This is a genomic window from Algoriphagus confluentis (genome assembly GCF_036245625.1).
Lineage (GTDB): Bacteria > Bacteroidota > Bacteroidia > Cytophagales > Cyclobacteriaceae > Algoriphagus > Algoriphagus confluentis.
The window spans coordinates 1-15,198 of record NZ_BTPD01000002.1 but is presented as its reverse complement, the minus strand read 5'-3'; the positions used below and the strand labels follow the sequence as shown (position 1 = coordinate 15,198).

Here is a 15,198-nt window from a genome sequence, read left to right as displayed (position 1 = left end):
CCCAATTCCACAATGGAAATCCTTTTCGACGAAATCCCAAGCTTAGACCTTGCTCATTTTACCTCAGGCACTTCTGAGCAAAAGATGAATTTTGTGAAAAAGCTGGGCGAAGCTTATCAAAATATCGGTTTTGTAGCCATAAAAAATCACGGCCTGTCCCAAGATCTTCAGGATCGGCTTTATCAGTCCATCAAAGATTTCTTTGCCTTGCCCGACGAGGTAAAAACCCAATACCAAAAACCGGAGATTGGCTACCAAAGAGGCTATACCGGCAAAGGAAAAGAGCATGCGAAAGGTAGAAATACCGGGGACCTTAAGGAATTCTACCATGTAGGACAAGAATTGGAAGCCATTCCGGAGGAAGATCCAGTAAAAGGAGAGTATCCTGCCAATTTGTGGCCCAAGGAAATCCCCCAATTCAAGCAGGATGCTTTGGAGGCTTTCCAAACCTTGGAGAATGCAGGAAAAGAAATGCTGAAAGCGATTGCACTTCACCTGGAGCTCGAGGAGGATTATTTCGAAGACAAAGTAGCCTATGGCAATTCCATTCTTCGACAAATCCACTATTTCCCGATAGAGAATCCGGACGAAGTGCCTGCCGATGCAGTCCGGGCAGCAGAGCATGGGGATATCAATCTGATCACGCTCCTGATGGGTGCCAGTGCAGATGGCTTGCAGGTACTGAGAAAAGACGGAAAATGGATCCCGATCACAGCCCTTCCAGATCAGCTGGTAGTAAATGTCGGAGACATGCTGGAGCGTCTGACCAACAAGAAGCTGAAATCAACGATTCACCGGGTAGTCAATCCTCCCCGGGATAAAATGAATACCAGCCGATACTCTATCCCGTTTTTCATGCATCCCCGCTCTGAGATGGACCTAACCTGTCTGGAAAGCTGCATCGATGCCGATAATCCGAAGCAGTTTACCGATGCTACGGCCGGAGAGTTTCTGGAAGAAAGACTAAGAGAGCTAGGTCTCAGAAAATAAGATGTCGGTACGAAGGGTCCGATATCTTGTATTCCTCAAGGACATTCTGATCCTGTCCGTGACTTCTTTTGGGGGCCCACAGGCATTCTTGGCGATGCTGCTGGAGCGCATGGTCAAATCCCGGGCCTACATCTCCGAAGAGGAGCTTTGGGAGCTCAATGCCCTATGCAATATGCTCCCGGGCCCCTCTTCCACCCAATTGGTCTCTGCGATTGGTTTTCGGGTGGGCGGACCCAACTTGGCCTATTTAGCCCTGTTGGTTTGGATTCTGCCTGCCACGCTAATCATGACCTCAGCGGCTCTGCTGATTGATTTTCTTCAAGAAAACACCCCCGGAGCCTTGAATTTCGCCCGATTCATTCAGCCTATGGCGATCGGCTTCATCATCTTTGCTGCGCAAAAAACAATCAGTAAAATGGTCAAAAGTACAGAGGCCATGATTCTGATGTTGATCTCTGCTTTCGTGGCCTTTTTCTACAGTTCTCCCTACATTTTTCCAATTATGCTGGTATTGGGAGGATTGAGCACCTCTATCAAATACAAAAGCCAACCCAAATCAGAGGAGGACAAAACTTTCTCGGTGAAGTGGGCCAACTTTTACCTTTGGGGAGGAGTTTTGATTTTGGCCGCTGTTGCCGGTGCTATCACCAAATGGCAGCCTCTGTTGCTTTTCGAGAATTTCTATCGAAACGGAAGTTTGATTTTTGGAGGGGGGCAGGTGCTTGTCCCTTATCTCTACACCGAATTTGTGGACTTTAAGCATTTCTTGAGCTCAGAAGAGTTCCTGACCGGCTACGCTATTTCTCAGGGAGTTCCCGGACCTACTTTTGCCATTTCTTCCTACATCGGAGCCCTTTCAATGCGGGAATTTGGGACTTTTGGTTTTTTCATGGGTGGGCTTGTGGCTGCAGCGGGGATTTTTCTCCCAGGAATTTTCCTGATCTTCTTTGTTATCCGCTTTTGGGATCAGCTGAAGCTGTATCGCCCGGTACGGGCTGCCTTGGAAGGAGTCAACGCCGTATCCTGCGGAATGCTCATTGCCGCAGCTTATTTGCTTTTTGAGCCCCTGGAAGCCAATGGGATAAATATTCTGTTCATTTTAGCCACCTACGTGCTGTTGCAGTTTTCGAAGATTTCATCACCGATAATCATCTTGGGGGGAGTGGTTTTGGGTATTCTGGCCAATTATTTTCTTGCTTGAGACCCAAAAAGCCCGGAGAATTGAACAGAAAACTAGGCTTTGACGTTTTTACTTCTGAATTCAATTCTTAACTTTCTTTCATGCAAGCCTACGAGTTTATCAACAGTCTCATTCCCCCGCTGAAACTTTCAGATCGGTCCGGTATGGCTTTGAATTGGATGGAAGAGATCCGGACAGATGCACTACCGGTGGTGGATGAGGGTAAGTTTTTGGGCTTTGTAAGTGATGAGATCATTTTTGAGGTCAATGACCCAGAGATTTTGATCGGAAAAATAGAAGTGGTCTCGGGAGCTTGTTGGGTGTATTCCGATAAACATATCTATGATGTACTCCGTGTTTCAGCTGACGAGCAGTCCAACCTCGTGGCAGTATTGGACCGGGAAAACACCTATCTCGGGGTGATTACCATGGAAGATGCCATTGCGGCTTTTGCTGACAGCCTTTCCATCAAATCTCAAGGGGGAGTACTGATCCTTTCCATGGATATGTCTGATTACCACCTCTCGGAAATATGCAGGCTGATCGAATCCGAAAACACGAAAGTATTGAGCTCATTCATCACCTCAGATCCTTTGGATGACAACAAAATCAAGCTAACGCTAAAACTGGATAAGCCCGATCTCAAGCACGTAAAGGCAACCTTGGAACGCTTTGGCTATCGGGTAATTGATCATTTTCAGGAGGAGACCGGTATCAGTGCCGATGAAGACAGAATCGGCAACTTGCTGAGATTTTTAGATATTTGATCCGTGAAGTCAAGCTTTGGGCTGTCTTTTCATCCAGATCGGTCCATTCAAGATTCCACGGGACGCTTAACAAATTCCTGAAATCCATGAAAATTGCACTGCATGGCCTGGCATTGAAGGCTGAATATTTCTCTGAAGTCGAGCTGCTCTTTGATGAATTGATCAAACATGGGTTTGAAATTTTCGTCACGGAGATTTTTGATCGCTTGATGAAGATGAATGGCAATCATCGGCTGAGCTATTGGGTATTGGAGACTCAGGAGGAAATTTCCTCAATGGATTTTTTCATTTCTATCGGAGGGGACGGGACCCTTTTGGATACCGTGTGTGTAGTTGGCCATCAGCAAATTCCGATTTTGGGCCTGAACACCGGTAGATTGGGTTTTTTGGCAACAGTATCCACTGGTCAGATTCAGGAAGCCGTCCATCATCTTGCAGAAAACAATTTCCAATTGGAATCCAGGGTACTGCTGAGTCTTCAGAGCAACCGGAAATTTTTCAACGGGATCCACTTTGCTTTGAATGAATTCACTATTCACAAGCGGGACACCTCCTCGATGATCACCGTCCACACGTACATTGACGGCAAATACCTCAATTCCTATTGGGCAGACGGACTGATCGTATCCACCCCTACCGGTTCTACCGGATATTCTCTGAGCTGCGGGGGTCCCTTGATTACCCCGGGCGCAAAAAGCTTTGTGATCACCCCTGTAAGCCCCCATAATCTCAACGTCCGCCCCATCATAGTCTCAGACGACTCGGAAATTAGCTTTGAAATAGAAGGAAGAACCGATAAATTCATGATCTCTTTGGATTCCCGGTCGACCTCGATCTCTTCGGACATCAAGCTGAGTGTCAAAAAGGAGTCATTTGCTGCCAATTTGGTAAAACTTCCTCATTACCATTTCTTTGATACACTAAGGCAGAAGTTGAATTGGGGTTTTGATATGAGAAACTGAAACTAACAGGCTGTTGAGCTTAACATTAATTAACCCGTCAAATACTTATGTGCGTTTTTTTAACGTTAAGTCCTTTCTAACTTGCATCGTCTTGAAAAAGGTCAATTTTAAGCAATTCAGATATTTAGCCATTTTACTCTTCGGCTTTGTATGGAATATTTCTGACTTGAATGCACAGAAGTATGAGGTAGGAGGAGGAATCGGTGGCGCTACCTATTCAGGGGATATCATTCGTAAAGTTGACTTGGGCCAAAATGGCCTTCAAGGAACGTTGTTTGGCAAGAGAAATTTTGACAATGTGTGGACATTGCGGGTGGCCTTGAGTACGGCTGTTCTGCAGGCAGATGATGAAATCAGGCCCTTGGATCTGGTTGCGAAAAGTAGAGACGCACGATTCAAAGGCGGGGTGATCGAAGCCTCTGCTGTGATGGAATTCAATTTTCTGGATTTCCTCCGTAACGACTCCGAGTTTCGTTGGTCGCCGTATGCTTTCTTTGGAATTGGATTTTCCTATTTTACCATGAAAGGACGTCCCAGTGCGGAGCGATTTACTCCGGCAGAGTACTACCAGCTTACTTCTCCGGTGATTCCATTTGGTGGTGGCGTAAAGTACCGCTTGAATGACCGGTGGACGCTGGCAGGAGAACTGGGATTTAGGCCGACCTTTACGGATTATTTAGATAAAATTGATTCTAAAGCAGGTATATTCCTCAATTCTGAAGTCGACCCCAATACGGGAACTATCCCCTCCCAGATTATCAATTTTGGTAATCCCAATACCAAAGACTGGTACTATTTCCTCGGGCTGACCGTCTCCTACACCTTTGCCAACGTGAAGTGCTACGCGTATTAATTAATGGACCAAAGGGCTGATAATTAAAAAAGAAATAGCATTTTTGTACCTCCAAAAAAGTAGGTACCCAAGGCATTGGAATGAAGGAACAGTTAGACCTTACTAATATCCCCCGACATATTGCGATCATCATGGACGGAAATGGCCGATGGGCCAAGAAGAAAGGAGCCATGAGAATCTTCGGACACCGCCATGCCATTCAGGCTGTAAAAGATGCAATCGAAGGAGCGGATAATCTAGGCGTAAAATACCTTACCCTGTTTTCATTTTCTACCGAAAACTGGTCCAGACCCCAAGATGAAGTAAGAGCTCTGATGGAGCTGTTAGTCAAAACCATCATCGATGAAATCTCCTTGATGATGAAAAATAACATCAGACTGGAAGCAATCGGAGACATTGACAGCCTACCCAAGTCCGCGTATGACAAACTTATGGAAGCCAAAGAACTGACTTCGGGAAATACCGGATTGACAGTAATTCTAGCCCTAAGCTACAGCGGTCAGTGGGAACTCACTCAAGCCGTCCGTCGCATTGCTCAAAAAATCTCAACTGGTGAGCTGAACCCTGAACAAATCACTCAGGAAACTGTCGCGGCAAATCTCGATACCGCGGGAATTCCTGATCCAGAACTGATGATCAGAACAAGTGGTGAATACAGAATCAGCAACTTCCTCCTTTGGCAACTGGCTTATACCGAGTTGTATTTTACATCTGTATTATGGCCGGACTTTAGGATGGAGCACCTCTATGCCGCAGTGAAAGATTATCAGAAACGTGAACGTAGGTTTGGCAAAACCGGTGAGCAAGTAAAACCATAAGTTGTTGATGAAAAGAGGTTTATTTATTCTTTGTTGTTTGATCTGGTCTTTGTCGGCCGTCGCCCAAATCCGTCTCGGACAAAGCCGCTATGCCTCTCCCCGAGCTGTCAATATCCTGGAACTGAACTACTCCAAACCACAGAAGTTTCGTATCGCAGAAATCAAAGCTGTAGGCTTAGCTACCCTGGATGAGGTAGCCATTATCTCCCTCTCAGGCCTCAAGGTAGACGATCGAATCGATGTCCCGGGAGATGCCATATCCAATGCACTCAAAAAACTTTGGGGTCAGGGAATTATCGGAGATGTGAAGATCCTCGTCACCAAAATAGAAGGCGACGACATCTACCTCCTACTCGACTTGACAGAAAGACCCAGATTCTCCCGCGTGGAGTTTAACGGAATCAACAAAACTCAGGAAGGGGAGCTGAGAGATAAGGTAAATATCAGAGGAAGGGTGGTAAGGGACGACGTATTGAATACGGCCAAACGAAACATCGAAAAGTATTACATGGATAAAGGCTTCCTGAACACGGATGTGAAAATCTTCCAGGACCGGGATACCACTTTGCCCAACAGCGTCAAGTTGAGATTTGACATCAATACCAACTCCAAGGTCAAAATCAACGAGATCCAGTTCTATGGGAATGAAGAAATAGCCGATCGTGCCTTGAAAGGGAAAATGAAAAAGACCAAGGAATATGCCCGTGTCTCTATTTTCAAAGATGCCTATTCACGTCTCACAGACGCGAATTTGGAAAGTGCGACGAATTCCCTACGCTACACTGAGCCAGCTTCAAAGGAGGACTTTACCTCCTATATCCATAAAAACTTTAAGCTCAATTTCCTCAACGGATCCAAATACATCCCCAAAGAATATCGCAATGACAAAGACAATGTCATAAATTTTTACAATAGCAAGGGATATCGGGATGCCAAAATAATTGCAGACTCGGTTTATAATTTCTCCAGTGACAAGATCAATATCGATCTCAACGTGGAAGAAGGCCGAAAATATTTCTACCGAAACATCACCTTCACCGGAAACTACATTCATCCGAGTTCTGTCCTTTTGGCCAAGCTGGGCATCCAAAAAGGAGATGTATACGATAAAGAGAAACTTCAAAAACGACTCAACTACGACCCCCAGAAAGGGGATGACGTGAGTTCACTTTATCAGGACGACGGGTACCTATTCTTCAATATTGATCCGGTAGAAATCAATGTGGTCGGTGACTCGATCGACATGGAGATGCGAATCTTTGAAGGTCCTCAAGTGACGGTAAACAGTGTGAATATCAAAGGAAATGAACGGACTTCCGATCATGTAGTGATGCGTGAAATCCGTATTCTTCCCGGACAGAAGTTCAACCGGAGTCTTTTGGTAAGAACCATCCGGGAACTTTCCACTTTGGGCTATTTCGACCCGGAAAAGATCAATCCGGATCTTCGGCCCAATTTTGAAAATGCCACGGTGGACATCACTTTCGAGCTGGAGGAGCGACCCAATGACCAAATTGAGCTTTCCGGTGGCTGGGGTGGATTCTATGGCTTTGTGGGTACAGTTGGACTTTCTTTCAACAACTTCTCCATCCGAAATATCGGCAACTTTGATAAGTGGGATCCACTTCCGGTGGGAGATGGGCAGAAGCTTTCTCTGAGAGTACAAGCCAACGGCCGTACGTTCCAAAACTATTCCATCTCTCTGACTGAACCTTGGTTTGGAGGTAAAAAGCCCAATGCGCTCAGCTTCTCCCTAAACCATTCCGTACAGCGCCAGGTGGACTTCAGAAATCCCGGTGTGATTAACGACGATGCAGGCTTCTTCAAAATCACAGGGGTGACCGTGGGGCTGGCTAAGCGTGTCACTTGGCCGGATGATTACTTTAGCATCAGTAATTCCCTTCAGTTCCAAAACTATGAGTTCAACCAGTTTGGTACTTCCTTTGGCCTAAGCTACCCCACCGGTACTTCGAAAAGTATAACCTTCAACACCACGGTGGCCAGAAACAATGTGGATAACAATATCTACCCGAGACTGGGATCCAACATTATCTTAGGGATCAATATTACCCCTCCCTACGCGACTCTGAATGATAACATCACCTCAGAGTCCCCGGATCGGGAGAAATACGCTTGGCTGGAATACCACAAGTGGATGTTTGATGCCTCTTTCTACACTCCGATTTTTGGATCGAGTAAGTGGGTAGCCAGCGCCAGAGCGCATATGGGCTTCTTGGGCTCTTATGGCAACAAAATAGGAATCATTCCTCTGGAGCGATTCGTCATGGGCGGAGATGGAATGACATTCAATAACTTCGCTTTGGGTCAAGAAATCATCGGTCTGAGAGGATATGAAAACCAAAGCATCACCCCGGGAAGGGATACAAGAGGGACGATAAATCCGGATCCCTATGGTGGGGTAGTTTATAATAAATATGTAATGGAGATCCGTTTCTTGGTTTCCCCCAACCCCTCAGCAACGATCTTCTTACTCGGTTTCGCAGAAGCAGGAAACAACTGGGGCGATTACAAGGACTTCAACCCTTATGATTTGAAAAAGTCTGCAGGATTTGGTGCACGAATTTTCATGCCTGCCTTTGGCCTATTGGGTGTGGATTGGGGATATGGATTTGATCCTATTCCTGGCGAGAGAACAGCAAGTGGACCCCAGTTTCACTTTACGATCGGTCAGCAATTCAGATAATCTTCAACAGTATCGGAGCGTTAGTTAAAATATGCTAAAATAAATTTGCGATTTTCCCCGGCAATCAAACGCTGATTTTACTCCAGAAGAAATGAATAACTCACCGAAAATTGTACTTTTGCTGCTCTTTATGCTCTTTGGCAGCCAGTTAAGGGCTCAAAAGTTTGGTTACATCGATTCCGAATTTATCCTAAACAAGCATCCGGACTACAAAGTCGTCCAAGACGAACTCGCCAAGCTGAGTAATGAATGGAAAAAGGAGGCACAAAGTTTGGACCAGGAGATCAAAGAAATGTACACCCAGCTAAAAGCGGAAGAGGTACTGCTCACCGAGGAAATGTACCAACAGCGGATGGCAGATATCAAGGCGAAGGAAAAGTCTTCGCAGGAATACAACAGCAGAATCTTCGGAATCAACGGAGTCTACTATCAAAAACAGGCAGAATTGCTGCAGCCCCTACAGTCCAAAATCTACGACGCAATCGAACGGGTCTCCAGAAAAAACAATCTAGCCGTTCTCTTCGATAAAGCCGCCGGACCTTCTGCAATTATTTACTCTGATCCGAGACATGATTATTCAGAATTTGTCCTGGAGGAGTTGGGAATAGATGAAAATTAATGAGTAAAAAGGGTTAGGGCCTTTCAAAAAATTGCCTGCTGCCCATTTGAATAAAAGACAAGTACAAAAACAAATTAGAACCATATGAAAGTAAAAGTTATCCTATCTGCAGTAGCCTTGCTATTCATGGGATTTGCGGCACAGGCCCAAGAGATCAAAATCGGCTACACCAGCGTGGAATTCATCATGGATTTGATGCCGGAAATGGAGCAAATCGGAGCCGACATTCAAGATTACCAAACCCAGCTTCAAACCAATATCCAAACCAAAGCAAATGATTTCCAGCGTCAGGTGCAGGCTTATCAGCAGGCAGCTCCTACAATGACTGACGAGGCTCGTACTGCAAAAGAAGCCGAATTAACCAAGCTGAATCAAGATCTCCAGAAATACGAGCAGGACGCTCAGGTATCTTATCAGCGAAAGCTTCAGGAGCTATTGGAGCCGGTACAGACCAAAGTCATCAATGCAATCAATGCGGTAGCAGCTGAAAACAACTACACCCACATCTTTGCGGAGACTGCCGGACAATCTCCGATTCTTCTTTATACCAAAGAGGAAGATAAATTTACCGAATTGGTATTGGCCAAATTAGGCCTTCAGATGCCTCAGAGACCAGCAGGAGCCGCTCCTAGCGGAAACTAATTCCAGAAGAATGATTTAAATCCACAGGCAGCTTTTCGAGAAAAGCTGCCTTTTTTATTTGAGTTTATAGTCTTGTATCTTATGTCTTGATTCTACTGTCTAAAGTATGCCCAAGAAAAATCCAAAAGATATCATCTCTCAAAGTCAGGATGCAGTATTGGTGGATTTTTATGCGGATTGGTGCGGACCCTGTCAGACCATGACCCCGGTCTTGGAGGAAGCCTTGGCCGAATTGGGAGGAAATATAAAACTGCTCAAAATCAATGTGGACAAGCATCCCCAACTCAGTCAGCAGTTTGCTATCCGCTCCATTCCTCACTACATCCTATTCAAGCGGGGCAAAATCCTCTGGAGAAAAGCCGGTATCCTGACCAAAAGAGATTTGATCCAACAGCTTAAGGGATTCGCATAAAAAAAGCTCCTATTGGAGCTTTTCTTTTTATAGATAATACTTCAATCGAATCACTTCCTTCTCAGTCAGGAAGCGGTAATTTCCGCGCTTCAGGTCCTTTTTGTCCAAGCCTGCAAACATCACCCGGTCCAAAGCGGTGACCTCGTATCCCAAATGGGCAAAGAGTCTACGGACTATTCGGTTTCGGCCGATATGGATCTCCAAGCCGAGAATTGTCCGGTCTTTGGACAGCACTTGCATGTCATCCACTTTTACCTCTCCGTCCTCCAAGGTCAGACCTTCCAAAATCTGCTCTTCATCCTTATGGGTGAGGGGCTTATCCAAAGTGACCTGATAGATTTTCTTGATTTGGTTGGATGGATGAGAAAGTTTCGCTGCCAACTCCCCATCATTGGTAAACAAAAGCAAACCTGTGGTATTTCTATCCAGACGACCCACAGGGAAAATCCTTTCCTCACAGGCATTGGCTACTAGATTCATCACCGTCTTGCGCTCCATAGGGTCATTGGTTGTGGTGATAAAATCCTTGGGCTTATTCAGCAGGACATAAACCGGCTTTTCGGGGTTGATCCGCTTGCCCTGAAAAATCACCCGATCTGTCTTTTTTACCTTCTGGCCCAGTTCAGTTACGACCTCTCCAGTAGGGGGTAGTACCTGTACCGATTGTACTTCCGACAAAATTTGTTTGCGTACCATCTGGCGTCACTCTATGGATGGCTCCGACACCCCTCCTGAGCCAACTTGTTGCTTTCTGCCTGATAGGTGTAGGATAGCTGATCTACCACATCATAGGTACTGGCAGTACGTTGATTTCTTCGAGTAAAAGCAGTGATATTGCCATTGGGGTCATAAGTCATACCACTCAGATTAAATCAGTTAGTTGATCTGCCTCGCAATAAATTCTCCCCGATTTTCCTCAGTTTGACGAAATGAAACGTTCTCGAATAGGTTTTTAAATCTCCCCAACTCAAACCCAATTTTCAGCTGCACTGCCGATCGGGCCAAACTCCTGTCTTCCTTATACAAAGGATCCCAGGAAACCATCACAACCGATCGGATCACTTTTCCCATGGGGATAGTCCGGACGAGGGAGAGTTCGCCTGCCCAGGCTTTGCCTGAAAAGTTCCGGCTCTCGTATCCGGCTGGATATTCGGTACTGATTTGATTATTGGATACACTAGATTGTACTCCCCAGTTTCCCTTGGAAAAACGCAGTCCCAGTTTGGGTCCCTGACCAGTGATCTGTGGGCCTGAGGCATTATCCGAACTTCGCTTGACTGTCCAGACACCAAATGCCTGAAACTGATGGGTAAATCCATAACTTAGTCCACCTTCAGCAAAAAAACCTTCCTCAAAAGAAGTCAGCGGATCATACCAAAGCAATAATCCAGTTCGCTCCAATACCCCAGCCCCCTTCAGTTCATTGGATTCAACGAGTTGGAATTTCCTTTTTTCCTGATCCAACAGTACCTGAACATTCCCCAAAGAATCCAGTTTGAGTTTACTGAATTCACCTTCGGCTTTTTGGATATACTCGGTGGAAATATGTCTGGCCTTACCCGCAGCCTGTTCCTTGGCTTGAGCCATCAGTTCTTGAGGTTCTGCTCCCTCCCGAAGCAATTTTTCCAGTCCATCCTTTCCATAGAAATCCGGAATCTTGGCCTCAGCCGGATTCCAGCCTTCGGAGAGCGTGCCGCTAAGCGTCTGCTCGATCTTGGGCATCAGCCATTCATTGACCAAGGCCTTCAGGTTTTCCTCACTCTGATCCAGTATCCCATCCAGTCCATCCAGATCGGACACTTGGGCTAGCTTGGCTTTGGAACCTTCTACACCTTCCAGGGTACGATTCACGGCTGATCTCAACTCTTCTCCGGGGATCTCCTGCTCTTCCAGCATGCTTTGAAGCACCTCTGCCTCCTGATCCAATACCTCTTTTCCTTTTGCTTTCAGTACACTTACCACTGAGTCCTGAGTGGTACTGTCCTGCGTAGCTTTCTTTAGTTTCTTCACTTCGGATCGCAGAGAATCGTAGGACTTTTTCAAACCTTGAACCTGTCGCAACTCCTCGAGATAAGGAATCTCCGACTTGGTGGCCAAAGCCTCCAAACCATTTGCAGAAATCCCCTTAGGCAAGCCTCCTCCGATACTTGGCATCTTGGGTCCAGCAGGTAGAGTCTGTGCACAAGTAGGGAACCAAAGACCGGCTAAAAGACAGAAAAGGAAAAAGGATTTGAGGGACATTGGGTGGTGAAAAATTTGATCTTAAATAGTTTAGCATTTTATCTTTTTACCTTAAACCTAAATCTTAAAAAAAACCACTGACTAACCAAAAATGCAAATTTGGTTAGGTAGAAAGAATTAGAGGTAAACTACACCTAAATTCCAATATTTCTTCAACAACTAGACGCAGTAGATGCACTAATCTTCAACAATTATTTCTTGAACAAACACAGATCCAATTATTGAATCCAATTCGCTTGGAATTATCTCAATATCCAATAATATTTTACTAATTTTCTTTTCGTTAGTTTTATATACCACCCTGTATAAATTATCTTCCAACATTTCAAAATCAATATTTTCATTGGTATTATAATACCGAAATTTCAATTTCCCATTAAACGGAAAATAATTTTTTAATAATAATTCAACTTGATTACTCCCATTAAACTCATAATCCAAAAGTCTCAAATTTAGAGAATTATAAGTTTTTTTATCATTTTCATAGATTGCACTATATAAAATTTTTCCATTTAATACATATTCATAATACTTAATAAGATTATTTCTCTTAATCAAACTTAAAGAATCGTTTATTTTTTCATTTGTAGGACCTAGAATATAAGAATTAAAATCAAAATATTGTTTATTGGACCCCAAAACTTTTCCTTTTGGAATTTCTGATTCAAAAAAATCAATAGTTATTTTTGACTCTCCTTCATTGTTGAATAAAGTGAGTTTTGTTAATCCAGACCCATCTCCCGCAAATTCTAACTTTATTTTCTGAGATTCCTGATCTAAAAATATTGTTTCATTATCTTCGATCTTAAAATTATTTTGTTTTTTACCACAAGAAATTAATACCATCAAAAGCCCTACATATAACAAATACTTTTTTTTCATAGTTACATTTATTTTTAAATCATTTTACTTTGTTATTCCAATTATAAGTTCTAAAAGCTTTACTTGTCTCGGAACTCATCTTAACTTTATCTCTTATAATAGTGTCATTTGAAACACGCATTTTATAAGAATATCTAGTTTCAGAACCAGACTGATGTGTCATCTGATCAAAATATGAGGTATCGTTTACAGGGATATCTGTATTTACCACCTCATTTTCTTGATCTTGAGCACCTGTTTCAGGCTTAAAGTTTATATTATTTCTATTGTCTTGACTACTATTCTCATCAGACAATCCAATTAAATTCATTACCCTTTCCAATATCCCATTTACAACATCCATAATCTCTCCTGATGGACGGCTACTACCAATAGTCGCAACTAAATCTGTATTAACTACTTCCACCTTATCAGAAGTTGTTCCTATATCTGAAGGACCTGAATCAAGAACGGTTGTAGCTATTATCCCATTTGGTTGATGATTTTGAGTAGGTAAACCACTAGATTTTCCAATACTAAAGAAATCTTGGACTTTATTTTTAAGAGAACCAAAATTTTTCTCCATTTCTGAATAAAAAACGGATGCTGAAGAGGGAGGTCCACAACAATCCCTTGGCATCATACCATCCGGATCAATAAACCTGATCGGATTATCAAAGGCATAATTGTATGGAGAATGTCTTCGCATTTGATCCGATAATGGATCAATGACACCCCATCTCCCAATTACAGGATCATACATCCTTGCCCCATAGTCGTAGTACTGCAGGCCGGCATCCTCGATCAGTTCTTTGCCGTTGTAGAGGTACTTATTCGCTTTAATCCCCCCATACTGAAATCCAATTCCAGTCAGTTCCAGACCCCATGGATTCCCGATATCGCTGCGCTCATCGGGACAGGCTCCATGGGTCTCCTGAGCGATCGGTGAGGACATGCTCATCAGCATCATATTGTCAAACCAAACATCCTCGGAGGTCTCGTTGACCACAAAGGTTTCCATATATCCGTCTTGAGAAATATACAGATTCTCCTCCAAAACCTCGTGTTGGTTGGCGGCATTTCTGCTCAGCACTTTCTTGCCCACCTCGTATCGATTGCTGTCCTGATCGTAAAGTGCATAGATAAGATAAGCCTCAGGAGCCGATTTCTTTTGCAGATCTCCAGCCAGGATATCCACCAGATTGAAAAGGGCTATCGGATTGCCTCCTCCTGCACGCTGAGTGCTTACCGCCAGTTCATTCAGGTCATTGACCAGTTTGTCTTTCGCTCCCTGGGTAGCAAAGCTTCCCGCATTGGCTTTCTTCTTCTTTTCATCCGCATACTTCCCAAAGACCTGAAGCCTCACACTGTCTCCTTCGTAGATCTCCTGGCTTCTGCCCGGCCCCACCATTCTTCCCCTGTCCGCATTCAGCCAGGCTACCTGATTCCCGCCAGCGGTTTTGTTATGTTCAGGCGCTAGTTGCCTGGAAGCCTGAATCTGGGTAAAGTCCTGCTCTTCCGTTTCGGCGTTTTGAGTCTCCATAGTAGCCATATAGACCTGTGTAGATGGATTCCGAAGTACCTGCCGCACATTTCCCAAATGATCCTTGATAAAGTACTCATACTGATAGGTACCCAACTCGACCGCAACTCTGCCCTCCTCATGAATCAGGTAATCCAGGGCACCATTTTGAAACACAAACTCACCTACATAGTCCTGTGTCTTGGTCAGAGCACCGCTGGTATTATATACCTTCTGAGTTAATTTGATACCTTCCGCATCATAGGCAAAGCGGATTTTTGCTCCAGTATTGAATGATACTTCGACCGGAAGATTCAAATGGTTGTAGCTGATGTTAGATATCTGCTTATCCAGATTGGTCTTCAGGTTGCCATTGGCATCGTAAGCGTAGGCAGTTGAGCTTCGCTCGATAAAGCCTTTGGAAGTATAAGATTGAGCTCCCATTCCATCTGTTACTTGGGTTAACTTATTGCTGTTAGCTTGATATCCATAAGTCAATACATCCACATCACCATAGGTACTTGATGTCCTTTGATTTTTTCTTGTCAGGGCCATGATATTCCCATTGGCATCATAGGTCATATCGCTCAGGCTGAACCAATTCGTCTCACTGGTCGCAGTGTAGGT

Annotated in this window: 14 protein-coding genes and 1 pseudogene; 10 read left to right on the top strand and 5 right to left on the bottom strand. The window is 44.3% G+C overall.

Annotated features, from left to right (window positions below):
- The first annotated feature begins 12 nt into the window (after positions 1-12).
- The 10 genes from AAA943_RS02660 (at position 13) to trxA (ending at position 9,947) form a co-directional block, all read left to right on the top strand.
- Positions 13-990, top strand: coding sequence for an isopenicillin N synthase family dioxygenase (locus tag AAA943_RS02660; RefSeq protein ID WP_338222707.1), 978 nt, complete (start codon positions 13-15; stop codon positions 988-990).
- A 1-nt stretch (position 991) separates the two neighbouring features.
- A complete protein-coding gene (chrA, locus tag AAA943_RS02655; RefSeq protein WP_338222706.1) occupies positions 992-2,191 on the top strand; it encodes a chromate efflux transporter in 1,200 nt (399 codons plus the stop codon).
- A gap of 80 nt (positions 2,192-2,271) precedes the next feature.
- Complete coding sequence (locus tag AAA943_RS02650) at positions 2,272-2,937, top strand: CBS domain-containing protein (protein ID WP_338222705.1); 666 nt, start codon at positions 2,272-2,274, stop codon at positions 2,935-2,937.
- A gap of 86 nt (positions 2,938-3,023) precedes the next feature.
- Positions 3,024-3,899: an NAD kinase gene (locus AAA943_RS02645; protein ID WP_338222704.1), complete on the top strand. Its 876-nt coding sequence runs from the start codon at positions 3,024-3,026 to the stop codon at positions 3,897-3,899.
- Between the two features lie 91 nt (positions 3,900-3,990).
- Entirely contained in the window at positions 3,991-4,752 is a 762-nt protein-coding gene (porG, locus tag AAA943_RS02640) for a type IX secretion system protein PorG (RefSeq protein ID WP_338222703.1), read from the top strand.
- An 80-nt stretch (positions 4,753-4,832) separates the two neighbouring features.
- The gene (locus AAA943_RS02635; protein ID WP_338222702.1) at positions 4,833-5,570 is read left to right on the top strand and encodes an isoprenyl transferase; all 738 of its coding nucleotides are present in this window, start codon (positions 4,833-4,835) and stop codon (positions 5,568-5,570) included.
- Between the two features lie 7 nt (positions 5,571-5,577).
- Positions 5,578-8,274 (top strand): BamA/OMP85 family outer membrane protein, encoded by a 2,697-nt coding sequence (locus AAA943_RS02630; RefSeq protein WP_338222701.1) that lies wholly within the window; start codon positions 5,578-5,580, stop codon positions 8,272-8,274.
- Positions 8,275-8,365: 91 nt separating this feature from the next.
- On the top strand, positions 8,366-8,893 hold the full coding sequence (locus AAA943_RS02625) for an OmpH/Skp family outer membrane protein (protein WP_338222700.1): 528 nt from the start codon (positions 8,366-8,368) through the stop codon (positions 8,891-8,893).
- A gap of 84 nt (positions 8,894-8,977) precedes the next feature.
- Complete coding sequence (locus AAA943_RS02620) at positions 8,978-9,535, top strand: OmpH/Skp family outer membrane protein (RefSeq protein ID WP_338222699.1); 558 nt, start codon at positions 8,978-8,980, stop codon at positions 9,533-9,535.
- 106 nt (positions 9,536-9,641) lie between these two features.
- Positions 9,642-9,947, top strand: coding sequence for a thioredoxin (trxA, locus tag AAA943_RS02615; RefSeq protein ID WP_338222698.1), 306 nt, complete (start codon positions 9,642-9,644; stop codon positions 9,945-9,947).
- 27 nt (positions 9,948-9,974) lie between these two features.
- Here the strand turns inward: trxA and AAA943_RS02610 are convergent.
- From AAA943_RS02610 to AAA943_RS02590, 5 genes and pseudogenes are all read right to left on the bottom strand, one after another.
- A pseudogene (locus tag AAA943_RS02610) lies at positions 9,975-10,586 on the bottom strand (pseudouridine synthase); the annotation flags it as partial.
- Positions 10,587-10,654: 68 nt separating this feature from the next.
- Positions 10,655-10,804: a hypothetical protein gene (locus tag AAA943_RS02605; protein ID WP_338222697.1), complete on the bottom strand. Its 150-nt coding sequence runs from the start codon at positions 10,802-10,804 to the stop codon at positions 10,655-10,657.
- Positions 10,805-10,823: 19 nt separating this feature from the next.
- Positions 10,824-12,188, bottom strand: a complete 1,365-nt coding sequence (locus AAA943_RS02600; RefSeq protein ID WP_338222696.1) for a hypothetical protein — start codon at positions 12,186-12,188, stop codon at positions 10,824-10,826.
- Between the two features lie 177 nt (positions 12,189-12,365).
- Positions 12,366-13,070 carry a hypothetical protein gene (locus AAA943_RS02595; RefSeq protein ID WP_338222695.1) on the bottom strand — a complete coding sequence of 235 codons (705 nt, stop codon included), beginning with the start codon at positions 13,068-13,070 and terminating at the stop codon, positions 12,366-12,368.
- A 19-nt stretch (positions 13,071-13,089) separates the two neighbouring features.
- Positions 13,090-15,198, bottom strand: a 2,109-nt coding sequence (locus AAA943_RS02590; protein ID WP_338222694.1) for an RHS repeat-associated core domain-containing protein, incomplete at its 5' end; no start/stop codon positions are given.

Bases quoted from the DNA above. Each gene is read 5' to 3' on its own strand.
- AAA943_RS02660 (WP_338222707.1), top strand. From the start codon at position 13: ATGGAAATCCTTTTCGACGAAATCCCAAGCTTAGACCTTGCTCATTTT.
- chrA (WP_338222706.1), top strand. From the start codon at position 992: ATGTCGGTACGAAGGGTCCGATATCTTGTATTCCTCAAGGACATTCTG.
- AAA943_RS02650 (WP_338222705.1), top strand. From the start codon at position 2,272: ATGCAAGCCTACGAGTTTATCAACAGTCTCATTCCCCCGCTGAAACTT.
- AAA943_RS02645 (WP_338222704.1), top strand. From the start codon at position 3,024: ATGAAAATTGCACTGCATGGCCTGGCATTGAAGGCTGAATATTTCTCT.
- AAA943_RS02635 (WP_338222702.1), top strand. From the start codon at position 4,833: ATGAAGGAACAGTTAGACCTTACTAATATCCCCCGACATATTGCGATC.
- AAA943_RS02630 (WP_338222701.1), top strand. From the start codon at position 5,578: ATGAAAAGAGGTTTATTTATTCTTTGTTGTTTGATCTGGTCTTTGTCG.
- AAA943_RS02625 (WP_338222700.1), top strand. From the start codon at position 8,366: ATGAATAACTCACCGAAAATTGTACTTTTGCTGCTCTTTATGCTCTTT.
- AAA943_RS02620 (WP_338222699.1), top strand. From the start codon at position 8,978: ATGAAAGTAAAAGTTATCCTATCTGCAGTAGCCTTGCTATTCATGGGA.
- trxA (WP_338222698.1), top strand. From the start codon at position 9,642: ATGCCCAAGAAAAATCCAAAAGATATCATCTCTCAAAGTCAGGATGCA.
- AAA943_RS02605 (WP_338222697.1), bottom strand. From the start codon at position 10,804: ATGACTTATGACCCCAATGGCAATATCACTGCTTTTACTCGAAGAAAT.
- AAA943_RS02600 (WP_338222696.1), bottom strand. From the start codon at position 12,188: ATGTCCCTCAAATCCTTTTTCCTTTTCTGTCTTTTAGCCGGTCTTTGG.
- AAA943_RS02595 (WP_338222695.1), bottom strand. From the start codon at position 13,070: ATGAAAAAAAAGTATTTGTTATATGTAGGGCTTTTGATGGTATTAATT.